The organism is Dorea sp. AM10-31, assembly GCF_003435815.1.
Taxonomy (GTDB): domain Bacteria; phylum Bacillota; class Clostridia; order Lachnospirales; family Lachnospiraceae; genus Dorea_D; species Dorea_D hominis.
In genome coordinates this window covers 181073-205672 of record NZ_QTUV01000004.1, presented here as the reverse complement: position 1 = coordinate 205672, position 24600 = coordinate 181073, and the positions used below count along the sequence as shown (strand labels likewise).

The window sequence follows — 24600 nt, the reverse complement described above, 5'->3', positions numbered from 1 at the left end:
CTCTTAAGAATTTTCAGGGTTGTTGTCTATTGTTTAATTATCAAGGTTCTTATTTTTTCTTGCTGCTCATGTACGAATCAGCTTGTTTATAATAGCATTTCTTAGTACATTTTGTCAAGAACTTTTTTCGTTTTTTTCAAATCTTTTTTACATCTTTTTAACAGATGCATCCGCTCTCATTCTCAATCGCTTCCGCATTAGAACTTCGAGCAAACGGAGAAAGAGGGATTTGAACCCTCGCGCCGCTATTAACGACCTACTCCCTTTCCAGGGGAGCCCCTTCAGCCTCTTGGGTATTTCTCCAAAACACTGATCTACAGCTTTACATATCACAAGACATATAAAAAACTACCGTCGCACAGACTAGTAGTTTTAAAGCGGAGAGGGTGGGATTCGAACCCACGCGCCCTCTCGGACAAACGGTTTTCAAGACCGCCTCGTTATGACCACTTCGATACCTCTCCATATATTCACTTGTTTATCGCTTCTGTATCAGCGACATGTTGTATTCTAGCACACTTCATGCCGCTTCGTCAATATCTTTTTTCATATTTTTTTATTTTTTTGTATCCTTACACTTTCCCGTAGTTAAACACCGCCTGCAAAGCCTCTTTAATTCAGATCTCATCCCTGTCTGCGACGTTCCAGCAGAAACATTTTTGCAATGTCCAGATCTTCCGGTGTCGTTATTTTTATATTTTCATAGGAACCTTCAAATAACTTTACCGGCATCTTAAGCATCTGTTCCAAAACCATTGCATCATCCGTCACCTGTACAGCGTGTTTTCCCATAAGTTTGGAATATGCATCTGTAATCAATTCTGTTTCAAATATCTGTGGTGTCTGGACTGCCCAGACATATTTACGTTCCGGTGTTGCTGTCGAATATGTCTTGTCGTCTACGATTTTAATGGTATCTTTGCTTGGCATGCCAGCTACACAAGCACGACATTTGCACACTGTATCATACCCTCTTCTTAAGATATTTTCTGTCACAAACGGTCTTGCTCCATCATGAATAAATACATAGCCGGTCTTGCTCTCTTCGCCGATTCTTCCATCTGCAATTGCCTGCAGACCATTCCAGACGGATGCATAACGCTCTGCGCCGCCTTCTACAACCGCCTTTACTTTTGAAAAATGATATTTTCGTACAATTTTTTCGTAAACTTCTTCTTCCTGTCCCTTTCCTACTACAAGAACAATATCATCTATAATAGATGATGACTGAAAAATCTCCAGTGTATAATAGATGACCGGTCTTTTATAAAGTTCTATATACTGCTTCTCTACAGAAGCATGCATACGTTTTCCACGTCCTGCCGACAGGACGATTGCCGTACAGTGTTTCTTCTGTCTGATTCCCATTATCTTTCACCTAACTTCAAGTTCGGGACTGCATTCAGATCCCAACCGTGCCTTGTTCCATTTATATATTCATAATATGCAGCCACGCCGATCATTGCTGCATTATCCGTACAGTAGATTGGCGACGGATAGTAGAACTGTACACCTTTTTCTTCACATGCTTTCTTCATTGCAGCACGCAGTGCACTGTTTGATGCCACGCCTCCTGCAATTGCAAATTTATCCACATGATATTCTCCTACCGCATGCATGGCATTTGCGACAAGTACATCTGTAACAGCTTTCTGGAAAGATGCTGCAATATCCGCCTGATTGTATTCGATTCCCTTCATCTGACAGCCATTAATATAATTCAACACAGCAGATTTCACTCCGCTGAAGCTGAAATCATATGGTGAATCTTCTACATGTGCACGTGGAAATGCAATTGCCTCTGGATTTCCTTCTTTTGATACCTTGTCAATCTTTGGTCCCCCCGGATAACCGAGCCCGATTGCTCTGGCTACTTTGTCAAAAGCCTCTCCTGCCGCATCGTCTCTTGTACGTCCGATAATGTCAAATTTGCCGTAATCTTTTACGCGTACCAGATGGGTATGTCCCCCGGACACAACAAGAGAGAAAAACGGCGGTTCCAAATCTTTGTGTTCAATAAAATTTGCTGCAATATGTCCTTCAATATGATGCACTCCGACCAGTGGTTTCTTCGCAGCATATGCGATTGCCTTCGCTTCGGCAACACCGACAAGAAGCGCCCCAACCAATCCGGGACCGTAGGTTACTCCGATTGCATCTATATCTTCCAGTGTTACTTCAGCTTCTTTTAATGCTTCTTCTATTACCTGATTAATCTTCTCAATATGTTTTCTGGATGCGATTTCCGGAACAACACCTCCATATAAGGTATGAAGTGCAATCTGCGAAGAAATCACATTGGACAGCACTTCCCTGCCATTTTTCACAACCGCTGCTGCTGTCTCATCACAGGAACTTTCAATTGCCAGTATTAATATATCTTTTTCTTCACTCATTGTTTTACCTTTCTTTTCTCTGTTTGTTATTCACGTTCTAATCCGAAAATACAAGTTCCACCGAACGCCTGTCTTTTGCTGCAATCGCATTCGGGAAAATCTCTCTCACTTCATCCATATATTCTTCCGGCTTACTGAGTGATGGGCTGTAATGCGTCAGCCACATTTCTGCTACTTCTGCATCTTTTGCCAGCTTTGCCGCCTCATAAAATGTCATATGCTTATATTCTTTTGCTTTTTTCTGCTTATCTTTTTCACCATACATACCTTCGCAGATAAACAGATCCGAATGCATGGCATTCTTGCGGATAGCATCTACCGGTCTTGTATCGGTACAATATGTCAGTTTCAGACCTTTTCTTGCCGGTCCTAATACCATATCCGGAGTATATACATGTTCTCCATCTTCTACAGTCTCACCTTTTTGCAGGATTCCCCAGAACTGCTTTGGAATTGCATTTGCATTGGCGCGTTCCACATTGAATTTGCCGGCACGATCTATTTCCATCGTATAGCCATAGCATGTTACATTGTGATTTACACGGAATGCCTTCAGTCGGTATCCATTCATCTCAAGTGTCTGCTCCTGATCTTTGATTTCTATATATTTGATAGGAAACGGAAGCTCCGGCGCGATCACACGCAGTGCATTGACAACCCGTTCCAGCCCTTTTGGGCCAACCAATGTCAATGGTTCCGTCCGGTCTGCATTTCCCATTGTAAGGAGAAGTCCCGGTAATCCACTGATATGATCTCCATGATAATGTGTAAAACAGATCACATCAATCGGTTTGAAACTCCAGCCTTTTTCTTTAATTGCAATTTGCGTTCCTTCTCCGCAGTCGATCAGCAGGCTGCTGCCATTATATCTCACCATTAGTGACGTAAGCCACCGGTACGGCAACGGCATCATCCCTCCTGTTCCTAACAAACATACATCTAACATATTTTTACTTTACCTCTGTTTCTTCTCTTTTTCTTAACTGTCGCACGTTACAGGTATTGAAAATCCAGATACGATCCTGTCATAGCAGTCCTCACAAAGATCAAACGCGTCTTTCTGTCCGTCTTTCTTCGACAAATACCCCCAGTGCTTCTCCACTTCCACGATATCTTCCTGTGGGACTTCGTTTATTACCGAAATTTTCTTTCCGCAACAGTTGCAAATAATCTCATCTAATTTTTTTATCTCTATTTTTTGTGTTCTGTAATGGCGCATACGTTCCTCCTGCATGTGTCGGTCACATTTTTTCTCTTTGTTACGCCTACATTATATTCTTTCATTTTGCAGATTCCTAGTGGAAACTGCTGACAATTATGGTATCTGCCGGCTCATCAGAACCGCATCTTCCACCGGATCTGCATAGTAATTTTTACGCACTCCGTCCTCTGTAAACCCAAAAGACCGATAAAGTGCTGCCGCGCAGTCATTTCCGGCACGTACATCCAGCATCCATCTGTGGATTCCCGACGCTTTACACCACTCTGTAAATTCATTCATAAGTGCTGTAGCGATTCCTCGCCTCTGAAACTTTGGTGCAACTGCGATTTTGACAATCTCCGTCTCATCCAGCACATAAGAGCAAAATAAATATCCTGCCAGTTTTCCTTCTATCCATACCCCTGTATTCCGATATCCCGATGCCTTCAGTGTCTCTTCTATACTGCCTGAGCTCCACGGATCCGGAAATGTACATTTTTCAATTGCCAGTATCTCTGATACTGAGTGATTTGTTGCTTCTAATACATCCTGCGGATCAAAAATCCGAACTTCTATTTGCTGTTTCATCTGCGAAACCTCATCAATCAAAATCTACTGACCGGATTTTTCCTTTTTCTCGCGTTCTGCACGTTCTCGTTCTGCCTGTGATACACGCAGGTAATCCGGGCGGTGTTCCATTGCTGTGACTGTTCTGCCTTCTCTATAATAATTCATGCCAAGTGCACCTACTGCTGCCGCGCGCTGTCGGTTCAGGTGAGCAGGCGCAAACTGAATCTTCATATCTGCAAGCAGCTCATTTTTCAGCTGTTCTCTGAAAGCCGGTACACCATCTCCCAAAAATGTTACTTTCTGATTGTATTTTTTTAATTTTTCTGCCAGTTCTTCTATCGGAACTGCCATCTGTTCTTCCATAACTTTAAGTTCATTATCTGCACATGCATAAATACCTGTATAGACCTGCCCTCTTCTCGCATCCATGATTGGACAGATCAGTCCTTCTGTACCGCAGAGATTGTATGCCAGTCCTTCCAGTGTCGGCACTTCTACCAACGGCTTCTTAAGTGCAAGTCCCAGTCCTTTTGCAGTTGCTGAACCGATACGAAGTCCGGTAAATGAGCCAGGTCCGCTCGCGATTGCAATTGCATCGATCGTATCCAGGTCTAATTCTGTCATTTTCACAATCTCATCCAGCATCGGAAGCAGAGTCTGAGAATGTGTCTTCTTATAATTCACAGTATATTCGGCAATCGTCTGCGCATCTTTCTTTTCATTTTCTGATTCCAGAACCGCAACTCCTGCTACAAGGCCGGAGCTGTCCAGTGCTAATATTCGCATATACTAATCCTCCGATAATCAAATCCTTTTTCCAGATCTTTTTCTATCTTAATCTCTGTATAATGTTCCGGTAAGATCTCTTCGATCAGGTTCGCCCACTCGATCAGGCTCACCCCGTCACCATATATATAATCTTCATAGCCAATCTCATCCATCTCTTCGACATCTCCAATCCGGTACACATCAAAATGATAGAACGGCAAACGCCCTTCCTCATATACCTGTACAATTGTAAATGTCGGACTGCTTACCGGCTCCAGTATATCCAGACCTCTTGCCAGACCTTTTGAAAAAACAGTCTTGCCAACGCCAAGATCACCGACCAGCGTATATACCTGTCCGGCATGTGCTTTCTTACCAAGTTCTAAACCGAACGCATAGGTTTCTTTCTCACTGTTTGTCTCTATTATCATGGATATTGTCCTCTCTGTTATCTTTGCACACGAACCGCCGGTGCCGGCATATTTTCATAAATCAAGTCTGCAATTTCTTTGTATTCCGCTTCAATCTGGTTTAATGGAAGAATAATTGCCTGCCCGGAATTACTGTATAAGATCAATATTTTCTTCGTTGTCACTGCACGCTTAAATGCATCCCACGATGCCATTCCACTGTCTGATTCTGTTGTTGTCAGGATTCCTTTCTCTGAAAATTCATAAGTCACCGGCATACTCAGACGATTGGAATGTTCCATCTGTTTTGTTACACGGTTGCGGATGATCATCTTCAATCCGCCCAGAACAAACGCTGCAAACAACGCAAATACAACTGCCAGTGCGATCTGCTGTTTTACAAGAAATGCCACTGCCAGTGCTACGTTCAGTACTCCAAGGACATTCCGGAATATTCCGATCTTACCGGAACAAATATGATGTATCGTAAAGTCTGTCACCGATGGGACATCCAGTTTTACTTCTACTTTTACTGCCATTTACACGCACCTCCAAATTTTCGTTATATTTCATTGTAACACATCTTTTTTTTCCGTGCCACTTCTGTTATAGAAAAATAGGTATTATTACCAGCGTTTCACCTGACGCATTCCCCGGTTTGAAACCAGATTCATCAACACAATAATCAGAAATGCAATAAAAATTACGATTGCAACCCAGACACCTGCCGTCGCATAGTCTCCATCCTGGATAACCATGGCAATCCTCTGTGAAATCGTTCCTGTTTTTCCCGGAATGTTACCTGCCAGCATGGATGTTGCGCCATATTCTCCCAGAGCCCTGGCAAATGTAAGGATTGTCCCTGACAAAATTCCCGGACCTGCTGCCGGAACTACTACTTTCCAGAAAATAGTAATCTCACTCATTCCAAGTGTGCGTCCGGCATGAATCAGGTTAACATCAATCTGTTCAAACGCCGCTCTTGCATTCCGGTACATAAGAGGAAATGCAATAACTGTTGCTGCTATAATACAGCCAAGCCATGTCTGCACGACTTTAATGTGGAACTGTTCAAACAAAAAAATTCCAAAAGGTCGTCTTCTGCTGAAAATCAACAAAAGGAAAAATCCTGCTACTGTCGGGGGAAGTACCATCGGCAGTGTCAGAAAACCATCCAGAATGGCTTTCATCTTAGGTCCTGCCTTTACCACTTTTCTCGCCGCATAGATGCCAAGAAAAAAGGAGAAAATCGTAGCTGCTATACCTGTTTTCATGGAAATATAAAGTGGGCTCCAGTCCAGATTTCGTATAATTTCTGCCATTTTTTCATTCCTCCTGTGTTTTATAATCATTTGTTATGTCCGTTATTTCTAAAACAGACTATGCTTCCCGCATAGCCTGTATCTGTTTTCTATCTATTTCATGTTTATTTTACATTTGTGTCAAAGTAATAAGAATCAAATACTTTCTTTGACTGATCCGATGTTACAAATTTTAAGAAGTCTTCTGCTGCCGCTTTCTGTGCTTTGTCAGCTTCATCATTTTTCACTTCTGCGATTGGATAAATAACATCCCCTGTCAGATCATAGCTTACTTTTTCCAGGATATCCAGATCTTTTTCGTATCCATATGTATCTGAATAGTAAGTGGTTCCGACTTCGCAGGATCCTTCTACTACTGCGGAAAGGACTTTACTGACATTATCCTGTTCACTGATTTCCACACCGCCAAGCGCTTTGGAAACTTCTTCTGTTGTAATCGTTGCCGGATCTTCCACTTTTTTCAGCTTACCAATAGATATCAGTGCCGCTCTTGTATATTTACCAACCGGAACACTGCCGCCTGCTAATGCAATACTTTTAGCGTCTTTTAATGTTTCCAGACCTTTTACTTTTGTTTTGCTGTCTTTTCTTGTTACAACAATGACCTGATTGTTTACTACATTTTTTCTTGTACCGTCTACAACCAGTCCGTCCTCTTCAAGCTGATCCATCTGTTTCTGTGCTGCTGAGAAGAATAAATCACACTCATACCCTTCTTCAATCTGTGTCAGAAGTGTTCCTGAACTGTCAGCATTATAAGTGATTTTTACATCCGGGTGATCTTTCTGATATTCTTTTGCAAGTTCTGTCATGACTGTATTCAGACTTGCCGCAATAAATACCTGGATCTCTGTCTTTTTCCCGGATTCCTTTTTTGAATCCTTGCTCTCGTTTTTGTTTCCCGCACAGCCTGCTAAAGAAAATACCATAACAGCCGCCAGCACTGCTGCTAAAATTCTTTTTTTCATTTGTCTTCTCCTTTTGATTAGATGTTGATAATTAAGAAAAATCTCTTCTTATAAATTTATAATCTAATCTTTGAAAGTTTACACCCATAGGTAATAAATAATACGAGCTTTGCCGAACTTATTATGCTATACTCGCGCACATTCGCGGCTTGTCCCACGGAGTACTTCAAGTCCATGTTCCAGGTGTGGCAGCAGAAATCTCAGTGCTTCCTTTACTGCTTTGGGGCTTCCCGGCAAATTAATGATCAGAGTTTTCCCCCTGATTCCCGATACTCCCCTGCTGAACATTGCCCTCGGTGTAATCGTCATAGAATAATTACGAATTGCTTCTGCAATTCCATTTGCCATTCGATTGCAGACCTCGATGGTTGCCTCCGGCGTTACATCTCTTTCTGAGAATCCGGTGCCACCGGTTGTAAATACAACATTAATCTGCCTTTGATCGGCAAGTCTTTTCAGTTCTTTTTTTAATGCTTCTTTTTCATCCGGCAGAAGCAGGCTTTCTTTTACGATGTATCCAGCCTCTTCAGCAAGGCTTACCGCCTCCGGACCGCTCTTATCTTCTCTTTCTCCCCGTGAGCCTTTATCGCTCAACGTAATGACTGCTGCAGTAAATGGACGATTTTCATCCAGCGGTAACTTCTCTACTTCATCTCCGACTTTTATGTGTCCGCCTTTTACTACTTCAGCAAATGCACCTTCTCTCGGCATGATGCAGTCACCCATCCGTTTATAGATCTCGCAGTGGCTGTGGCAATTCTTCCCGATCTGCGTCATTTCCAGAATCGCATCTCCGATTCGGAATCTGGTTCCGACAGGAAGATCCCGAAAATCATATCCTTCAATAATCAAGTTTTCGCCAAATGCTCCCAGTGCTACATCCGCACCTTTTTCTCTGAATTTCTGTATTTTTTCATAAGAAAGAAGGCTGACCTGCCTGTGCCAGTTACCACCGTGGGCATCTTCTTGCAGTCCCCAACCTTCTATTAAATTCACTTCTTTTTGTTCTTTTTTGACTGTACCTCTTTTTTCACTGGTACAGATTCCGACAATTTTTCCCATAGATTTACCCTCCGATCTGTGCCATTTTTTTCTTTTCCGACACTTTTTCAATCTCTGAAAAACAATGTTTTTTCGGTTTTATTTGTATTGCATGCTTTATATTTTCTCTGATTTTTTCCGAATCACCGCATCTTGCTACATCACGCACAGATATCGTTTCATCATAACAGAGACATGGTTTTAATTCGCCTGTAGATGTCATGCGCAATCGGTTACAGGAATCACAGAACACACCATGTATTGCACTGATAAATCCTATACTTCCTTCAAACCCAGGAATTTTATAATAGATTGCCGGTCCATTTCCGTGCTTTCTTTCATCCGGTTTTATATCCGGATAGATTTCTTTTATTTTCTGAAACAGCGTTGTATTGGAAATCGTTTCTCCTTCTTTTCCTTCTCCGATTGGCATGAGTTCCAGAAACCGGACATCGACAGGAATATCTTTCGCCAGAATCAGTAATTCCTTCCATGAAGATTCATTTCGCCCTCTTTGTAAAATCGTGTTGGTCTTCACATGCATTCCCATCTTCATTGCAGCTTTCAGCGACTGCAGCACCTGATCCAACATTGGAAATCCGGTAATCTCTGTATAAACTTTCTGATCTAATGTGTCCAGACTGATGTTGACACTCCGAAGACCGGCATTCCAAAGTTCCGGTAAATATTTTTCAAGCAGCACACCATTTGTTGTAAGTGTGACTTCCTCTGTACCTGGAATCTCATAAATCATCCGGATCAGATCTGCACAGCCTCTTCGCACAAGCGGTTCACCACCGGTAATTTTGAATTTATGAATGCCAAGTGAAACTGCTTCCTGACAGACACTTACAATCTCTTCATAAGTCAGAAGGTCTTTCATAGGGCAGAGCTCTATTCCGTCCGGCATACAATATTGGCAGCGCAAATTGCACCGGTCAGTAATTGAAATACGCATATAATTGATTTCTCTGCCACATAAATCCTTCATTTCTTCTATCTCGCTCCTTGCTCTCTTCCTTCTTGTTCTCTTTGTTCTCTGGGAAGGCTGTCTATCAATGATTGTTTTACATTCTTACTCCTCAAGAAGTTCTAGCAATACTTTTACAGAGCCCCCGCACACCATGCCTTCTTCACCTGCGTCTGCATTTTGCAAATCTACAGAATAAATGCTGGCTGTGTCTGTTTCGTCCTTCCCACTTTGCGGCTGTGTAGTAGTTAATGTCCGGGCTTTTGACATCAGCAGTCTTGCTTTCTGCACAACTCCGGCTTCCATACAGCCTCCACCAATCGTGCCAACACAGGTTCCGTTTTCGCAGATCAGCATCTTCACGCCAACGCCCTGTGGCGCAGAACCTTTTCTATCTATAATTGTTGCTAAGACTTTCTGTCCATAATCTGTATCATTTTCTATCGCCTTACGGATTTCTTTGGAATAGCCGTAGGTGCGTTTCTTCTTATTTTTTACTTCTATGATCTCTGCAATGATCGCAACACCGATTTCTTCCGGTGTCTCTGCCCCGATATTTAACCCGATCGGTGAATAGATCTCATCCAGCACAGCCTGATCGCAGCCTTTTTCCAGTAAGTGTTCTTTTACCATCGCAATGCGTCTGCGGCTTCCGATCATTCCAATGTATGCATGTCTTTTCTTTGTAATCTGCTCCAGGCACTCTTCATCATAGCGATGTCCTCTTGTCACAATGACGAAATAAGTGTCTGCATCTCCGTCGATTCTCTGCAGACCATCCGCAAATGCTTCGCAGTATACTTCATCTGCTCCTGCTTTTCTCGCCGCATCCGCAAATTTCGGTCGGTCTTCCAAAACAATCACATGACAGCCGATCATCCGCCCCATACGGATTACCGGAATGGAAACATGTCCGCCACCGCAAATGACAAGTTTCTTTTCATTGCCTAATGTATCACAAAATACTTGTTCATCTGAAAGCTGTATCTTTCCACTTATATCCAGCTTATGAAGTTCTTCCGGGTGTTCTCTAAAATATCTGGCATAGCGTTCTTGTGCATCCGATTCCCATACAATTTTATGATCTGCCACAAGGCACTTCTCACCCAGATATTCTGTTTGCAAGCTTGTAAGTACCTGTTTTTCCACATCCGGTTCACACTGATCAATTGCCTCGAATAATGCCCACATGTCAGTCGCTCTGCTTTTTACATCTACCATTACCGGGTGCCTCCTTTACCGAAACCACAATTCGGGAAGATGCATTCCGGACAATTCAGACATAAACCACCTTCTCCAAGTGTATTCAAATCTTCTGCTGTTAATATTTCACCGACAGTCAATCTCGGAAGTACAAGATCGAAAATCGTTCGTTTAGAATACATGACACATCCCGGAAGTCCTAAGACTGGAGTTACTTCTTTTCCTTCTTCTCTATAATATGCAAGCAGGAACATGGCTCCCGGGAGAACCGGTGCGCCGTAACTCACAATCTCGCCTGTCACCTGCCGGATTGCATACGGAGTCCGGTCATCCGGATCTACGCTCATTCCACCGGTACAGACAATCATGTTACATCCATCTGCTAATAAGCTACGAATTGCATTTTCAATCATCTGCGGATCATCATTGCAAATCTCGTGTCCACCAATCTCTATATCGTATTCAGCCAGTTTTTCTTCGATCACCGGCGTAAATGTATCCTTGATCCTGTGATAATAGACTTCACTTCCAGTTGTAACAATACCTGCTTTCTTCTTTTTATAAGGAAGGATGTTGAAAATTGCTCCTCCTGCTGTCACATCTTTTGCCTGCTGCATTTTTTCTTCACTAATCACCAGTGGGATTACTCTTGTTCCGGCTAATTTATCGCCTTTTTTTACTGGAAAATCGCCGTGTCTGCTGGCGATCATTATCTCGCCAAGACTATTGACTTTCCGTAATTTCTCCCGTTCAATCTTCAATACACCATCTATATCCGCAATCAGTTCAATTTTCCCTTCTTTGACATCTGATGGATGCATATGTTCTCCCTGGCAAATCTGGCGTAAGATCTCTGCCGCATCATTTTCATGCAGCATGCCTTCTTCCTTTTCCCAGACATAGAGATTCTCTTTTCCAACAGATAACAGAACCGGGATATCTTCTTCTGTCACAATATGACCTTTGCGGAATACTGCGTCCTTCGTCACGCCTTTGATAATCTGTGTGATATCGTGGCACAATACATGTCCGACTGCATCTTCCGTTTTAATCAGCTTCATCTGTAGTTCCTCCTGTCTGTATGTCTATGATTGCTTTTTCCAGACTAATAACGCTTTCTTCTGTGATTGAGCTGTTTATTGTGATCGCATTCCGAAAATCTTCGCCGTAATACTTATAAAAGGCATCTTCAGCGGCTTTTTGCACTTCTGTTTCCATCTTACGATAAGTTTTGACCAGCTTTTTACCGGCTTCTGTCAGCCTTGCGCCTCCGCCACCTGCGCCACCTGTCCAGCGTTCTACTATAGATATACCAATCACCTGATCCAGTTTTTTTAACATCTTGCTCCCCTTGGAATAAGAAAGTTCCATCCGTGCACACGCTTTTTGCACAGAACCGGTCTCATCAATCAATTCCAGAAGTTCACACACGCCCGGTCCGAAGAACTTTTCCTGCGTGTCAAAACGCAGACGGATCTTGGGATGGATGCAGTTGTTTATCGTGTTCGTGTCTTTCATAGTAGTGTTTCTCCGAAAAATCCATTTAATAAAATCGTTTTATGAATATATTTATTATAAGTTTCGTTATGTTTTTCAAAATATAACGGTTGTATTTTAGCATATGAAATAAAATGAGGCAAGGGTTAAGATGTTAACTTCCAGAAAGATTATCTATGTCGTTGATTTATTTGATGTCAGCCTGGATTATCTTAATACAGTACATTGTAATTCTATATTTATCTATGAAAAGATTGAGTATCACAACTACTTTTAATAAAATAAAAAAGACGATCGGTTACATTTCGTACTATTCTGCAAACCACCGTCTTTTTTTCTTTACTTTTATTTACCTATATTCATTTATATATAATGAGTTTACACAACAACCGCATCCATAATCTCCCCGATCGGAGCTGCAATGGTAAGATCTGCTCCGACAGATCTCGCTGTCTCGCTTTTATTGATCACAACCAGGTGTTTACCATGGAAATAATCGATAAATCCGGCTGCCGGATATACAACCAGAGATGTGCCACCGATAATGAGCATATCAGCTTCACTGATCGCACGGATGCTTTTCTGGATTACTTCCGGATCCAGTCCTTCTTCATAAAGGACCACATCCGGTTTGATCATTCCGCCACACTCGCAATGCGGAATCCCCTCCGCATTTTTCACATATGCTGCATCATAAAATCTGCCACATTCCATACAGTAATTACGGTGTATACTTCCGTGCAGTTCCAGTACATTCTTACTTCCTGCTGCCTGATGAAGTCCGTCAATATTCTGTGTGATCACAGCAGTCAGCTTTCCTGCTGCTTCCAGTTCTGCGATTTTCTTATGTGCTGCATTCGGTTTCGCGTTCAGATACATCATCTTTTCTTTGTAAAATTCATAGAATCCTTCCGGGTTATGCATAAAAAAACTGTGGCTTACAATCTGCTCCGGTGTATACTTATAATTCTGATGATACAATCCATCTGCACTCCGGAAATCCGGAATGTTACTTTCCGTCGAAACGCCGGCGCCTCCGAAAAATACAATACGGTCTGAATCATCAATCATTTTCTGCAACTGTGTAATCTGTTCTTTCCATTGTTCCTGCATAATCATGCACCTCCTGATTTATCTTTTTCACAAGGTATCCATATACTACCGATATCATTTTGCATTACATCTATGTGCTTCCAACCACCCAATCACTTTCCCCAGATCTGCAAGTGTTTCTGTCACTTTCGCTGTCACTTGTTCCGGCACAATTGCAATATCCGGAATATAAATAATTGCACCGCCAAGTGCGATTCCTGCGCGAAGTCCTGCTTCACTGTCTTCTAATACAAGACATTCTTCTGGCTTACATCCGATTTTCTCTGCCGCTACACGGAAAATCTCCGGATCCGGTTTGCTTTCTTTAATCTCATCACCATAGACAAATGCGTCCATTTTCTCATACACGCCCGCATCCTGCAAAAGTTTGCTTGCACGTTTCTTTTCTGTGGATGTTGCCACTGCTTTTTTAATTTCCTGTTTTTCAAGATAACCAAGCAATTCCTCTAATCCCTTTTTGACCGGTACACCATCTCCGGCTATAATCTCATTAAAAATTACATGCTTGGCAGCTCTTGCAGCGTCATAGTTGAATGTCTCTCCAAATGCTTCCATATATAATCTACGAATGACTGCAGGGTTCTTCCCTCTGCAGTCATTCATCAATTCGTCTGTTACATTAATTCCAAGATTCTCTCCTGTTCTCTTCCAACAATAGCTGGATAATCGCTCCGTATCAAACATGGTGCCATCCATGTCAAAAATTACGCCTTTTATCATGCCTGTATTCTGCCTCTTTCTTCCTGCCTGTTCTCGTGAATGTTTTATTCTCATATATACGCTCTCGTTCATTACTTCTGCCTGAAAGCATTTCACACTGTGAAATTACTCCTGGCGCAAAGCAATTCATGCCGTGAGATTATTTATTCTCCGGCTCTTCGCTGTATCCGTTAAAAAATTCTGACAATGCATCCAACGTCTTGATGAGTACCGGCAATTCTTTTTCATCCAATTTGTCCAAAATTGCCTCTGTCATCTGTCTGTGATAATCTGCATGGTGATGGTAAGCACGTTCTCCACGCTCTGTCAATTTCACAAATACAACTCTTCTGTCTTTTTCGCTGCGCTGTCTGGTCACGTACTTTTTGTTCACAAGGCTGTTCATTGCTGTCGTTAATGTTCCGACCGTTACATTTAGCTTTCTGGCTATCGAAGACATATTGCCACCTTCTCCAAGTCCGATTGCCTCAATAACATGCATATCGTTGTTCGAAATATCTTTAAATTCTTCGGTAATGATGGCTTTTTCCTCTAAGCGCCATATCTCATTGATCAGCGAAACTAACGTGTCATTGATCACCTTGTAAGCATCTTCCATGTTTTATCCCTCTTCATTCCCTGGCACTTTCCTCCCGTGCCATTCCTTGGCTGCCTTCATTCAGGCAACTTCTCATACTTTTATTATATCCATCACTCCAGGCAGAATCAAGCCTTAAACAAATCTTGTATCACCTCTTCAACCGTTTCTATTTTCGTCGCCTTATATGCATTTGCACCACAAAATAAAAGTGCATCTTCCACTTCTCCTTTAGCAGCATGGATCAACGCATCTGTAATACAATACGGAATTTCTGCTGGATTGCATTTGTGCAGACATCCGTGACATGGACTGTGTGGGATTTTCTCACCGGCACGCACCTTTTTCTGAAATGAATTTAATATTGCCCGCCCCGGCATGCCCACCGGGCTTTTCACAATTACAATATCTTCTTTCTTTGCATCCAGATACGCCTGTTTATAACGAATATCCGCATCACATTCTTTCGTTGTCACAAACCTTGTTGCAACCTGTACGCCGTCCACTCCAAGTGCAAATGCTTCTTTCACTTTTGACGCATCATCTATACCGCCGGCGAGTACAACCGGAATTTCATGATCGCATTTTTCTTCGTAAATTTTCACTGTTTCCAGAATCTTTCTGACTTCATCTTCATATTTCTTTTTCCCACGATTTTCAGATCCGCTATTTACAGAACCATGGCACAGATTTCCACATTCTGCTTCATACATTTCCAATTCTTCCACAGAAAATCCGAGGTGTCCACCTGCGAGCGGTCCTTCTATTACTACCAGATCCGGCTGCCGTTTATATTTTTTCTCCCAATATCTGAAAATCACACGTGCGGATTTTTCTGACGAAACGATCGGCGCAAGTTTCACCTGACTTGCTCCTGCTATTTTCGGCAGATCCATCGGAAGTCCTGCTCCGGAAATAATAAGATCTGTACCTGCCTGTATCGCCGCTTCTACATATTTTTCATAGTGGCGCATTGCTACCATGATATTAAAACCAATCACGCCGTCCGGCGCAATCTTTCTCGCTTTCTCGTATTCTTTCTGAATCGTTCTTAAATTGGCTTTTTCCGGATTCTGATCAAAATCCGCTTCTTTAAAACCAATCTGGGCGGCAGAGATAATCCCTATGCCGCCCACTTTTGCAACAGTTCCGGCAAGATTTCCAAGGCTGATCCCGATTCCCATTCCACCTTGTATCACTGGAACTTTTGCTGTCAAATTTCCTATTTTTAATGGTTTATAGTCCATATTTTGCTCCTTAATGTGCAAATATCTGTGTTTCCTTACATCTTACGGAAACGCTGATATCTGTGTTCTGTCAGTTTTTGCTCCGGCATTTGCTCATAATTTTCTATAAACGCCTCTACTTTTCCCCGGAGCTGATCTGCAACTGGTTTCATCGTCTGTACCGTATATTGTTCCGGCTCTTCCAGCACACATTCAATCACGCCCATTTTCTTCAGATCATCTGCTGTCAGCTTCATCACTTTTGCCGCTTCTTTTGCTTTCGTGCTGTCTTTCCACAAAATGCTTGCAAATCCTTCCGGTGAAAGAATCGAATAAATGGAATTTTCCAGCATCCACACTTCATCTGCGACTGCCAGCGCAAGTGCTCCGCCACTTCCACCTTCACCGATCACAATTGAGAGTACCGGCGTTTTTAAACCGGAAAGTTCATATAAATTTCTCGCAATTGCTTCTCCCTGTCCACGTTCTTCTGCTTCCAGTCCACAAAATGCTCCCGGTGTATCTACAAAACAGATTACCGGACGGTGGAATTTTTCTGCCTGTTTCATAAGACGCAATGCTTTCCTGTAGCCTTCCGGGGATGGCATAGCAAAATTGCGCATAATATTTTCTTTGGTGTTTGTTCCTTTTTCCTGTGCGATCACAGTCACCGGTCGCTCTTTAAAATATGCGATCCCGCCAATGATCGCCGGATCATCTCCATAGAGACGGTCTCCGTGAAATTCTGTGAAGTCCTGGAACAGCATCCGTATGTAGTCACTGCCAACCGGACGGTTTTTCCTACGGGACAGAAGGACGCGGTCCCATGCATTTATCTTCTGAGTCTGTGCCATATCTACGATATCTTCTGAGTCATTACTCTTTATCTCATCCGCTGTATGAACCGTTGTCTTACTTACCATCTTACCTGTTGCCCGGTCTACCGCCTGATCTCCTGTCTGACTTGCTGTCTCCCCTGCCGTCTTATCTATTGTATCTTCTATGTCAGTCTGCACTTTCCCGTGAAATTCCAGAATTCTGCCTAATGTCTCCCGCATCTTTGGACGTTCTACGATCTGATCAATAAATCCATGCTCCAGCAGAAATTCCGAACGTTGGAAACCTTTTGGCAGTTTCTGTCCGATTGTCTGCTCAATCACACGCGGCCCTGCAAAGCCGATCAGTGCCTTTGGTTCTGCCAGTATAATATCTCCCAGCATTGCAAAACTTGCAGTTACACCACCGGTTGTTGGATCTGTCAAGACACTGATGTATAAAAGTCCCGCATCGCTGTGACGCTTCAATGCTGCGGATGTCTTCGCCATTTGCATAAGGGACACGATTCCTTCCTGCATTCTGGCACCTCCGGAACATGCAAATATAATAACCGGCAATTCCTGCCTTGTGGCGCGTTCTACTGCTCTTGTAATTTTTTCTCCGACAATTTCTCCCATACTTGCCATCATAAATCTGCCATCGCAGACTGCCAGTACGGCGGGTTGTCCAAGAATCGTTGCTTTTCCTGTTACAACGGCTTCCCTAAGTCCTGTCTTTTCCTGCAGTTTTTCAATTTTTTCTTCATAGCCTTTATAATCAAGTGGATTCTCTGTCTGAAGATCCATATCCCACTCTTCAAAGGAATTTTCATCTGCGATCATTTCTATCCTGCGGTATGCATGCACACGGAAATACCCTCCGCATTTCGGGCAGATAAAATACTCTCTTTTTACATCTTCCGCTATAATTGCACCGCCGCATTTGTTGCATTTGCGCAATAATCCTTCCGGCACTTCCGGTTTTCTGCCACCCAGATGAATATAATTTTTTCTTCCAGAAATCTGCCTGGTCTTTTTAAACATATTGTCCAGTTTCATAAAATGTCACCTTTATTATCTCTATCCTTATGCTTTGTGTTACTGTGCTTTCACCTGCATATTTTCAATAAACCCAATGTCAATATTGCCTTTTAAATAATCCGGATGATGCAGAATCTCATACTGGTAATCTACATTTGTATCAATTCCTTCGATAATAATTTCCCCCAGTGCACTCTGCATTTTCCGAATGGCTTCTTTTCTGTTTTTTGCCCATACGACCAGCTTGGCAACCATGGAATCATAATATGGTGGAATCGTATATCCGCTGTAAATTGCTGAATCGATGCGGATTCCTTTGCCTCCCGGAAGATACATATCCGTAATTGTACCCGGAGACGGACGGAAGCCTTTTTCCGGATTTTCTGCATTGATCCGGCATTCAATTGCATGTCCGCTTAAGTGAACATCTTCCTGTTTATAAGAAAGTTTTTCCCCTGATGCGATCCGAATCTGCTCCTTGACCAGGTCAATCCCTGTAACCCATTCAGTCACCGGATGTTCCACCTGGATACGGGTATTCATTTCCATAAAATAAAAATTCCCGTTTTTCTCCAGCAGAAATTCAATCGTTCCGGCATTCTCATATCCGGCTGCTTTTGCCGCCGTAACTGCCGCATATCCCATCTTTTCCCGCAATTTGCTGTTAAGTGCAATCGACGGCGATTCCTCGATCATTTTCTGATGATTTCTCTGAATAGAGCAATCTCGTTCTCCCAGATGAATGACATTTCCATATTTGTCTGCAAGGATCTGAAATTCAATGTGTCTGGGATTTTCCACAAAATGTTCGATATACATTGTGTTATCCCCAAATGCCATCTCTGTTTCTTTCTGCGCTGTCTGAAATGCATTTTCAAACTCTTCCGGCGTATCTGCAACACGCATTCCTTTTCCGCCACCGCCAAGCGCTGCCTTGACAATGACCGGATAACCGATTTCGGCAGCTGTTTTTGCGCCTGTCTCTACATCATAAATTGCTTCTGTACTTCCCGGAATCACCGGTACACCAGCCGCTGTCATTGTATTTCTTGCTTCCTGCTTATTTCCCAGTCTCGAGATTACATCGGAATCCGGACCGATAAATGTAATGCCACAGTCTTCACATAATTTTGCGAATTTACTATTCTCGGATAAAAAACCAAATCCCGGATGAATGGCATCTGCACCGGTTATAATAGTTGCGCTAATAATGCGGTCCATGCTCAGATAACTGTCTTTCGACGGAGCCGGACCGATGCAGACTGCTTCATCTGCAAGTTTTGTATGTAATGCTTCTTTATCTGCTTCTGAGTACACCGCAACCGTTTCAATTCCCATTTCCCGGCACGCACGAATGATGCGAACTGCGATCTCCCCGCGGTTTGCGATCAGAATTTTCTTAATCATACATGCTCACCTATCCAATCATAAATGTCAGTTCTGCACTTGCAACAACTTTACCGTCTACACTTGCAACTGCCTCTCCGACACCTACCGGACCTTTCTTTTTAATGATCCGTGTCTCTAATTTTAATTTGTCACCCGGCAGTACCTTTCCGCGGAATTTACATTTATTTATTCCGCCGAAAAATGCAATCTTTCCTTTATTTTCCGGTACACTTAAAATCGCAACCGCACCTGCCTGTGCCAGAGCTTCAATCTGCAATACTCCCGGCATGACCGGCTGTCCCGGGAAATGTCCGGCGAAAAAATCTTCCCTGTAAGTTACACATTTATATCCAATGGCATATTCGCCCGGCTCATAATCTTCAATGTAATCCAGAAGTAAAAATGGATGTCTGTGTGGAATAATTTCCTGAATTTCTGCTATATCTAAATGTTTCATCTGTTCCTCCTGTGAGACTCTTTTTCCTAAATAATGCGGAATAATGGCTGTCCGTATTCTACCGGTGCTCCGTTCTCTACCAGAACTTCCGCAACCGTTCCATCGTAGTCACTCTCAATCTCATTCATCAGTTTCATCGCTTCTACGATCGCCAGCGTCTGTCCTTTTTTCACCGTATCTCCGATTTGTACAAATGCTTCCGCATCTTCCGCAGGTGCTACATAAAAAGTTCCGACAAGCGGGGATGCAACTACTTTTCCCGCCGGCACGTTTTCTTCATTTACATTTTCTTTGCCTGTACCGGTACTTTGAATATCCTTTTCATTTCTGCCTGCCGTAAGAGCTGCCGTCTCGGATGTCAGTGCCTCTGATACCTGGATCGTCTGCACTTTTCTTTCTTTTTTACTGAGTTTTATCTTCACACCATTTTCTTCATATTTCAGTTCGGTCAGATCAGATGCTGACACGGACTCAATCAATGTAATCAGATTCTGAAATTCCATGTTATTCTCTCGCTTTCCAGTATTATCCTTCATAACGTTTCAACAACAGTGTTGCATTATGTCCACCAAATCCCAGTGAATTGGTCAGCACATAATTTACGTCTTTCTCTACCGGCGCACCTACTGCATAATCCAGATCACACTCTTCATCTGTCTCGGTAGTTCCCACTGTCTGATGGATAAATCCATCCTGTATCGTTTTCACACAGACGACACACTCTACGCCGCCTGCTGCTCCTAATAAATGTCCGATCATAGATTTGGTCGAATTTACCACTACATTTTTAGCTGCTTCATCTCCAAGTGCCAGCTTAATCGCGCGTGTTTCAAACAGATCATTGTGATGTGTACTTGTCCCGTGTGCATTGATATAATCAATCTGCTCCGGCGTTACATTTCCTTCTTCCATTGCAAGTTCCATCGCTTTGGCTGCACCGCTTCCGTCTTCTGCCGGTGAAGTAATGTGGTAGGCATCTCCGGTTGCTCCATATCCTGCGATTTCCGCATAAATCTTCGCGCCTCGTTTTTTGGCATGTTCCAGTTCCTCCAAGAACACCACTCCCGCGCCTTCACCAAGTACGAATCCATCTCTGTTTTTGTCAAACGGAATGGATGCGCGCATTGGATCTGTTGATGTAGACAATGCTGTCAGACTTGTAAATCCTGCTACTCCGGTCGGACAGATACAGCTCTCTGTTCCACCTGCCACCATAACATCTGCATCGCCGTACTGGATCGCGCGGAATGCATCACCGATACAGTTTGTCCCAGATGCACATGCAGTCACAACATTCGTACATTTTCCGCGGAATCCAAGCTGAATCGAAACATTTCCTGCTGCCATATTGGAAATCATCAATGGCACCATTAACGGATTCACACGTCCCGGTCCGCGGGTTTTGATTTTATCGTATTCTTTCTCTACTTCCTGCAGGCTTCCGATTCCGGAACCAATGATCACACCTGCACGGAACGGATCTTCTTTTGTAATATCAAATCCTGCATCCTCACATGCCTCTTTTGCAGCTGCCACTGCATACTGGGAAAATGGTTCCATTCGCTTTGCAGCTTTAAAATCCATCCGCTCTTTTGCTACGAAATCTTTCACTTCAGCTGCGATCTTCACTTTATAATCTGTGGTATCGAATTTCGTAATCTCTCCGATCCCGACTTTTCCTTCTTTAATTCCCATCCAGAACTCTTCTACCGTATTTCCAATCGGAGTTACTGCGCCAAGTCCGGTCACTACTACTCGTCTCTTCAAATCCTTTTCTCCTTTATGCCATTACACACTTGTATCTTTGTCACGTCTGTAATCACTGCCATGCTCTTTTTCTTCCTGCTTACATCACCATGCCGCCGTCCACATGGAGCACTTGTCCGGTAATATAAGCTGCATCAGAGGACGCAAGAAATGCGACTGCAGATGCTACCTGCTCCGGCGAACCGAATTTCCCAAGTGGAATCTGCGATACCGATGCTTCTTTTACTTTTTCCGGGAGCACTGCTGTCATATCCGTCTCAATAAATCCCGGTGCAACTGCATTGACTGTGATTCCTCTGGATGCCAGTTCTCTTGCTGTCGCTTTTGTCAGTCCGATCACGCCTGCTTTCGATGCAGCATAATTTGCCTGTCCGGCATTTCCTGTCACGCCTACAACGGATGCCATGTTAATGATCCTTCCACTCCTCTGTTTCAGCATCTGACGTGCCGCAAACCGGATCGTGTGAAAAGCACCTTTTAAATTTGTATCGATCACCCTGTCAAAATCTTCTTCTGACATTTTCATCAGCAGACCATCTCTTGTAATTCCTGCATTGTTTACAAGAATATCCATACTTCCTTCTGTCTTTATTACATCCTGTATAAATGTCTGACATGCACCATAATCTGAAACATCACACCGGTAAATCACTGCTTTTCCGCCTTCTGTTTCAATCTGCGCCTGCACTTCTTTTGCTTTTTCTTCTGAACCGTTGTAATTGATCACAACTTTTGCTCCCTGGGATGCCAGTTTTAACGCAATCGCTTTCCCGATTCCGCGGGATGCGCCTGTGACAACCGCCACTTTTCCTTCCAGCATATATATCCTCGCTTTCTGCCTGTTTTATATGAACCTGTTTCAAATTTTTCTGTCTGTTTTTTTTGTATAAACCTGTTCCAATTTTTTTCTGTTATTTTCCGGAAAGCATTTCTGCAACTTTATCAACATCTTCCCATGCCGCTACATTGTATACGGCAACATCCCGGTTGATCTTACGAAGAAATCCTGCCAGCGTTCTTCCCGGACCGATCTCCACAAATGTATCGACACCATCAGCGATCATCTGCTCTACACTCTGCATCCAGCGGACCGGTGCACTTACCTGTTCCTTTAACAGTGCCTTTGTTTCTCTGATGTCCTCTACTTTTTTCGCAGTTACATTTGTATAGTACGGAATGGCAAGCGGATGTAATTCTGTCTGTTCTAATTCTTTTTCCAGCTCTTCACCTGCCGGTTTCAGCATCGGCGAATGAAATGGTCCGCTTACATTTAAAAGAATGGTCCGTTTTGCACCTGCTTCTTTTAATTTCTCCGCTGCTTTTTCTACACTGTTTTTTTCGCCCGTAATAACAATCTGTCCCGGACAGTTATAATTTGCGACCGTTACACCGGAAATGTCTGCAATGACATTTTCAATCTTCTGCGCATCCAGCGCCATCACTGCACACATGGCTCCTTCCCCCGCCGGCACCGTATTCTGCATCAGTATTCCTCTTTTTCTGACTAAACGGATGGCATCCTGATCTGTCATTCCGCCAGCCACAGCAATGGCTGTATATTCTCCCAGGCTCAGACCGGCTGTTACATCCGGTTTTACACCTGCATTTTCCAATACTCTCTCCATAGCAAGGCATGTTGTTACCATTGCCGCCTGTGTATATTCTGTAACGTCAAGCTTCTCATTTTTTTCAAAGCAAAGCGCCTTCATATCTATTCCCAGATGTTCTGCTGCTTCATCGTAAATCTTCGCCGCCAGTTCGCTGTTTTCATAAAAATCAGCTCCCATTCCGGCTTTCTGCGCTCCCTGTCCAGGAAAGATAAATGCTGTTTTACTCATAAAATCCTTTCCCTCCGATCAATTCATCGGTCTCTTTCACCAGTTTCTGGATCAATGCCTGACAGGACATTCTTTCTTTTACCATTCCTGCAATCTGACCTGCCATGACACTTCCATTTTTCACATCTCCGTCTACAACTGCTTTTCTTAAACCTCCAAGTGTCAGATGTTCCAGTTCTTCGAAGCCTGCACCCTTATTTTCCAATTCTATATATTTCTTTGTCATATCATTGCGAAGCGCTCGCACCGGATGTCCGGTCGTTCTTCCTGTCACACGAGAATCAATATCCTTCGCTTTGATAATCCTCTCTTTGTAATTATCGTGTACCTGCGACTCATCTGTGACTACGAAATGCGTCCCCATCTGTACACCTTCTGCGCCCAGCATGAATGCTGCTGCAATTCCTCTTCCATCTGCGATTCCTCCGGCTGCGATCACCGGAATCTTCACCGCATCTGCGATCTGCGGAACAAGTACCATCGTTGTATTTTCTCCGATATGTCCGCCGGCTTCGCATCCTTCTGCTACGACTGCATCTGCACCGCAGCGTTCCATTCTCTTCGCAAGTGCGACAGAAGCAACCACCGGAATGACCTTCACGCCGGCTTCTTTCCACATTTTCATATATTTTTCAGGACTGCCCGCTCCTGTTGTCACAACTTTTACGCCTTCTTCAACAATCACTCTGGCTACTTCATCTGCATATGGACTCATCAGCATAATATTGACTCCAAATGGCTTGTCAGTCAGCTTCTTTGCTTCTCTGACCTGCTCTCTTACCCAGTCAGCCGGAGCAGATGCAGCACCTATGATGCCAAGACCTCCGGCATTTGAAACGCCAGCCGCCAGATGGTATTCTGCCACCCATGCCATACCGCCCTGAATAATCGGATATTCGATTTCTAATAATCTGGTTACTTCTGTCTGCATAGTTCAACCTCACTTACTTATTTGTACTTTGTGCCACTTGTTTTATTTATGTGCTTCGATATATTTCACAACATCTCCAACTGTTACGATCTGTTCCAGATCTTCTGTCGGGATTTCAATTTCAAATTCCTCTTCCAGTCCCATGACCATCTCAAAAAGGTCAAGAGAATCCGCTCCCAGATCTTCTTTGAAAGAAGAGTTCTCTGTAATTTTGCTTTCTTCCACTCCAAGGTTTTCTGCTACTAACGCTTTAATTTTCTCTAACATATGTCTGTTCTCCTTCATCTTCATTATTTTTCTGTTCTTATAAATACTGCTGGGAGATCTTCTAAGCAGTCTTCCCTGTGATGTCATGTTCTCCCGGCGTTTTATATAAAGGT

At 43.1% G+C, this 24600-nt stretch carries 28 protein-coding genes and 2 tRNA genes; all 30 read right to left on the bottom strand.

The window, feature by feature from the left end; translation table 11 throughout:
• Positions 1-214 precede the first annotated feature (214 nt).
• Positions 215-303, bottom strand: a tRNA-Ser gene (locus DW125_RS08760).
• Between the two features lie 75 nt (positions 304-378).
• Positions 379-464: transfer RNA gene (locus tag DW125_RS08755), tRNA-Ser, on the bottom strand.
• 160 nt (positions 465-624) lie between these two features.
• Entirely contained in the window at positions 625-1368 is a 744-nt protein-coding gene (gene ispD, locus DW125_RS08750; RefSeq protein ID WP_117537868.1) for a 2-C-methyl-D-erythritol 4-phosphate cytidylyltransferase, read from the bottom strand.
• Complete coding sequence (gene tsaD / locus DW125_RS08745) at positions 1368-2396, bottom strand: tRNA (adenosine(37)-N6)-threonylcarbamoyltransferase complex transferase subunit TsaD (RefSeq protein WP_117537867.1); 1029 nt, start codon at positions 2394-2396, stop codon at positions 1368-1370. Before tsaD ends, ispD begins: the two co-directional genes overlap by 1 nt.
• Before the next feature lie 37 nt (positions 2397-2433).
• Complete coding sequence (locus DW125_RS08740) at positions 2434-3342, bottom strand: ribonuclease Z (RefSeq protein WP_117537866.1); 909 nt, start codon at positions 3340-3342, stop codon at positions 2434-2436.
• A gap of 33 nt (positions 3343-3375) precedes the next feature.
• Complete coding sequence (locus tag DW125_RS08735; protein WP_117537865.1) at positions 3376-3615, bottom strand: hypothetical protein; 240 nt, start codon at positions 3613-3615, stop codon at positions 3376-3378.
• A 96-nt stretch (positions 3616-3711) separates the two neighbouring features.
• Positions 3712-4185 carry a ribosomal protein S18-alanine N-acetyltransferase gene (rimI, locus tag DW125_RS08730; protein ID WP_117537864.1) on the bottom strand — a complete coding sequence of 158 codons (474 nt, stop codon included), beginning with the start codon at positions 4183-4185 and terminating at the stop codon, positions 3712-3714.
• A gap of 24 nt (positions 4186-4209) precedes the next feature.
• Positions 4210-4953 (bottom strand): tRNA (adenosine(37)-N6)-threonylcarbamoyltransferase complex dimerization subunit type 1 TsaB, encoded by a 744-nt coding sequence (gene tsaB / locus DW125_RS08725; protein ID WP_117537863.1) that lies wholly within the window; start codon positions 4951-4953, stop codon positions 4210-4212.
• Positions 4941-5366, bottom strand: a complete 426-nt coding sequence (gene tsaE / locus DW125_RS08720) for a tRNA (adenosine(37)-N6)-threonylcarbamoyltransferase complex ATPase subunit type 1 TsaE (RefSeq protein ID WP_117537862.1) — start codon at positions 5364-5366, stop codon at positions 4941-4943. The genes tsaB and tsaE overlap by 13 nt, the downstream gene beginning before the upstream one ends.
• A gap of 17 nt (positions 5367-5383) precedes the next feature.
• The gene (locus DW125_RS08715; RefSeq protein WP_117537861.1) at positions 5384-5884 is read right to left on the bottom strand and encodes a YcxB family protein; all 501 of its coding nucleotides are present in this window, start codon (positions 5882-5884) and stop codon (positions 5384-5386) included.
• Positions 5885-5971: 87 nt separating this feature from the next.
• Positions 5972-6667 (bottom strand): molybdate ABC transporter permease subunit, encoded by a 696-nt coding sequence (modB, locus tag DW125_RS08710; RefSeq protein WP_021859732.1) that lies wholly within the window; start codon positions 6665-6667, stop codon positions 5972-5974.
• Between the two features lie 104 nt (positions 6668-6771).
• A complete protein-coding gene (gene modA / locus DW125_RS08705) occupies positions 6772-7635 on the bottom strand; it encodes a molybdate ABC transporter substrate-binding protein (protein WP_117537859.1) in 864 nt (287 codons plus the stop codon).
• A gap of 126 nt (positions 7636-7761) precedes the next feature.
• Positions 7762-8697 (bottom strand): MOSC domain-containing protein, encoded by a 936-nt coding sequence (locus DW125_RS08700; RefSeq protein WP_117537858.1) that lies wholly within the window; start codon positions 8695-8697, stop codon positions 7762-7764.
• A 4-nt stretch (positions 8698-8701) separates the two neighbouring features.
• Entirely contained in the window at positions 8702-9667 is a 966-nt protein-coding gene (moaA, locus tag DW125_RS08695; protein ID WP_117537857.1) for a GTP 3',8-cyclase MoaA, read from the bottom strand.
• Between the two features lie 84 nt (positions 9668-9751).
• A complete protein-coding gene (locus DW125_RS08690) occupies positions 9752-10867 on the bottom strand; it encodes an XdhC family protein (RefSeq protein ID WP_242992933.1) in 1116 nt (371 codons plus the stop codon).
• Positions 10867-11910: a molybdopterin-binding protein gene (locus DW125_RS08685; protein WP_117537856.1), complete on the bottom strand. Its 1044-nt coding sequence runs from the start codon at positions 11908-11910 to the stop codon at positions 10867-10869. The genes DW125_RS08690 and DW125_RS08685 overlap by 1 nt, the downstream gene beginning before the upstream one ends.
• A complete protein-coding gene (locus DW125_RS08680) occupies positions 11897-12367 on the bottom strand; it encodes a winged helix-turn-helix domain-containing protein (protein WP_117537855.1) in 471 nt (156 codons plus the stop codon). The genes DW125_RS08685 and DW125_RS08680 overlap by 14 nt, the downstream gene beginning before the upstream one ends.
• A gap of 357 nt (positions 12368-12724) precedes the next feature.
• A complete protein-coding gene (locus DW125_RS08675) occupies positions 12725-13459 on the bottom strand; it encodes an NAD-dependent protein deacylase (protein WP_330411856.1) in 735 nt (244 codons plus the stop codon).
• A 54-nt stretch (positions 13460-13513) separates the two neighbouring features.
• Positions 13514-14233 carry an HAD family hydrolase gene (locus DW125_RS08670; protein ID WP_226977123.1) on the bottom strand — a complete coding sequence of 240 codons (720 nt, stop codon included), beginning with the start codon at positions 14231-14233 and terminating at the stop codon, positions 13514-13516.
• An 85-nt stretch (positions 14234-14318) separates the two neighbouring features.
• Positions 14319-14777, bottom strand: coding sequence for a MarR family winged helix-turn-helix transcriptional regulator (locus DW125_RS08665; RefSeq protein ID WP_021859721.1), 459 nt, complete (start codon positions 14775-14777; stop codon positions 14319-14321).
• 107 nt (positions 14778-14884) lie between these two features.
• Positions 14885-16003 (bottom strand): NAD(P)H-dependent flavin oxidoreductase, encoded by a 1119-nt coding sequence (locus tag DW125_RS08660; protein WP_117537853.1) that lies wholly within the window; start codon positions 16001-16003, stop codon positions 14885-14887.
• 35 nt (positions 16004-16038) lie between these two features.
• A complete protein-coding gene (locus DW125_RS08655) occupies positions 16039-17856 on the bottom strand; it encodes an acetyl-CoA carboxylase carboxyltransferase subunit alpha (RefSeq protein WP_117537852.1) in 1818 nt (605 codons plus the stop codon).
• A 39-nt stretch (positions 17857-17895) separates the two neighbouring features.
• Entirely contained in the window at positions 17896-19245 is a 1350-nt protein-coding gene (locus DW125_RS08650) for an acetyl-CoA carboxylase biotin carboxylase subunit (RefSeq protein ID WP_117537851.1), read from the bottom strand.
• Between the two features lie 10 nt (positions 19246-19255).
• On the bottom strand, positions 19256-19684 hold the full coding sequence (gene fabZ, locus DW125_RS08645) for a 3-hydroxyacyl-ACP dehydratase FabZ (RefSeq protein ID WP_021859717.1): 429 nt from the start codon (positions 19682-19684) through the stop codon (positions 19256-19258).
• A 26-nt stretch (positions 19685-19710) separates the two neighbouring features.
• Positions 19711-20187 (bottom strand): acetyl-CoA carboxylase biotin carboxyl carrier protein, encoded by a 477-nt coding sequence (accB, locus tag DW125_RS08640; protein ID WP_021859716.1) that lies wholly within the window; start codon positions 20185-20187, stop codon positions 19711-19713.
• Positions 20188-20209: 22 nt separating this feature from the next.
• A complete protein-coding gene (fabF, locus tag DW125_RS08635; protein WP_021859715.1) occupies positions 20210-21451 on the bottom strand; it encodes a beta-ketoacyl-ACP synthase II in 1242 nt (413 codons plus the stop codon).
• Between the two features lie 79 nt (positions 21452-21530).
• Positions 21531-22271 (bottom strand): 3-oxoacyl-[acyl-carrier-protein] reductase, encoded by a 741-nt coding sequence (gene fabG, locus DW125_RS08630; RefSeq protein WP_117537850.1) that lies wholly within the window; start codon positions 22269-22271, stop codon positions 21531-21533.
• A gap of 91 nt (positions 22272-22362) precedes the next feature.
• Positions 22363-23289 (bottom strand): ACP S-malonyltransferase, encoded by a 927-nt coding sequence (fabD, locus tag DW125_RS08625; protein ID WP_117537849.1) that lies wholly within the window; start codon positions 23287-23289, stop codon positions 22363-22365.
• Entirely contained in the window at positions 23282-24220 is a 939-nt protein-coding gene (fabK, locus tag DW125_RS08620; RefSeq protein WP_021859712.1) for an enoyl-[acyl-carrier-protein] reductase FabK, read from the bottom strand. The genes fabD and fabK overlap by 8 nt, the downstream gene beginning before the upstream one ends.
• Positions 24221-24262: 42 nt before the next feature.
• Positions 24263-24487: an acyl carrier protein gene (locus DW125_RS08615; protein WP_021859711.1), complete on the bottom strand. Its 225-nt coding sequence runs from the start codon at positions 24485-24487 to the stop codon at positions 24263-24265.
• Positions 24488-24600: the final 113 nt, after the last annotated feature.

Bases quoted from the DNA above. Each gene is read 5' to 3' on its own strand.
- ispD (WP_117537868.1), bottom strand. From the start codon at position 1,368: ATGGGAATCAGACAGAAGAAACACTGTACGGCAATCGTCCTGTCGGCA.
- tsaD (WP_117537867.1), bottom strand. From the start codon at position 2,396: ATGAGTGAAGAAAAAGATATATTAATACTGGCAATTGAAAGTTCCTGT.
- DW125_RS08740 (WP_117537866.1), bottom strand. From the start codon at position 3,342: ATGTTAGATGTATGTTTGTTAGGAACAGGAGGGATGATGCCGTTGCCG.
- DW125_RS08735 (WP_117537865.1), bottom strand. From the start codon at position 3,615: ATGCGCCATTACAGAACACAAAAAATAGAGATAAAAAAATTAGATGAG.
- rimI (WP_117537864.1), bottom strand. From the start codon at position 4,185: ATGAAACAGCAAATAGAAGTTCGGATTTTTGATCCGCAGGATGTATTA.
- tsaB (WP_117537863.1), bottom strand. From the start codon at position 4,953: ATGCGAATATTAGCACTGGACAGCTCCGGCCTTGTAGCAGGAGTTGCG.
- tsaE (WP_117537862.1), bottom strand. From the start codon at position 5,366: ATGATAATAGAGACAAACAGTGAGAAAGAAACCTATGCGTTCGGTTTA.
- DW125_RS08715 (WP_117537861.1), bottom strand. From the start codon at position 5,884: ATGGCAGTAAAAGTAGAAGTAAAACTGGATGTCCCATCGGTGACAGAC.
- modB (WP_021859732.1), bottom strand. From the start codon at position 6,667: ATGGCAGAAATTATACGAAATCTGGACTGGAGCCCACTTTATATTTCC.
- modA (WP_117537859.1), bottom strand. From the start codon at position 7,635: ATGAAAAAAAGAATTTTAGCAGCAGTGCTGGCGGCTGTTATGGTATTT.
- DW125_RS08700 (WP_117537858.1), bottom strand. From the start codon at position 8,697: ATGGGAAAAATTGTCGGAATCTGTACCAGTGAAAAAAGAGGTACAGTC.
- moaA (WP_117537857.1), bottom strand. From the start codon at position 9,667: ATGAAGGATTTATGTGGCAGAGAAATCAATTATATGCGTATTTCAATT.
- DW125_RS08690 (WP_242992933.1), bottom strand. From the start codon at position 10,867: ATGGTAGATGTAAAAAGCAGAGCGACTGACATGTGGGCATTATTCGAG.
- DW125_RS08685 (WP_117537856.1), bottom strand. From the start codon at position 11,910: ATGAAGCTGATTAAAACGGAAGATGCAGTCGGACATGTATTGTGCCAC.
- DW125_RS08680 (WP_117537855.1), bottom strand. From the start codon at position 12,367: ATGAAAGACACGAACACGATAAACAACTGCATCCATCCCAAGATCCGT.
- DW125_RS08675 (WP_330411856.1), bottom strand. From the start codon at position 13,459: ATGCAGGAACAATGGAAAGAACAGATTACACAGTTGCAGAAAATGATT.
- DW125_RS08670 (WP_226977123.1), bottom strand. From the start codon at position 14,233: ATGAGAATAAAACATTCACGAGAACAGGCAGGAAGAAAGAGGCAGAAT.
- DW125_RS08665 (WP_021859721.1), bottom strand. From the start codon at position 14,777: ATGGAAGATGCTTACAAGGTGATCAATGACACGTTAGTTTCGCTGATC.
- DW125_RS08660 (WP_117537853.1), bottom strand. From the start codon at position 16,003: ATGGACTATAAACCATTAAAAATAGGAAATTTGACAGCAAAAGTTCCA.
- DW125_RS08655 (WP_117537852.1), bottom strand. From the start codon at position 17,856: ATGAAACTGGACAATATGTTTAAAAAGACCAGGCAGATTTCTGGAAGA.
- DW125_RS08650 (WP_117537851.1), bottom strand. From the start codon at position 19,245: ATGATTAAGAAAATTCTGATCGCAAACCGCGGGGAGATCGCAGTTCGC.
- fabZ (WP_021859717.1), bottom strand. From the start codon at position 19,684: ATGAAACATTTAGATATAGCAGAAATTCAGGAAATTATTCCACACAGA.
- accB (WP_021859716.1), bottom strand. From the start codon at position 20,187: ATGGAATTTCAGAATCTGATTACATTGATTGAGTCCGTGTCAGCATCT.
- fabG (WP_117537850.1), bottom strand. From the start codon at position 22,271: ATGCTGGAAGGAAAAGTGGCGGTTGTCACAGGCGCATCCCGCGGAATC.
- fabD (WP_117537849.1), bottom strand. From the start codon at position 23,289: ATGAGTAAAACAGCATTTATCTTTCCTGGACAGGGAGCGCAGAAAGCC.
- fabK (WP_021859712.1), bottom strand. From the start codon at position 24,220: ATGCAGACAGAAGTAACCAGATTATTAGAAATCGAATATCCGATTATT.
- DW125_RS08615 (WP_021859711.1), bottom strand. From the start codon at position 24,487: ATGTTAGAGAAAATTAAAGCGTTAGTAGCAGAAAACCTTGGAGTGGAA.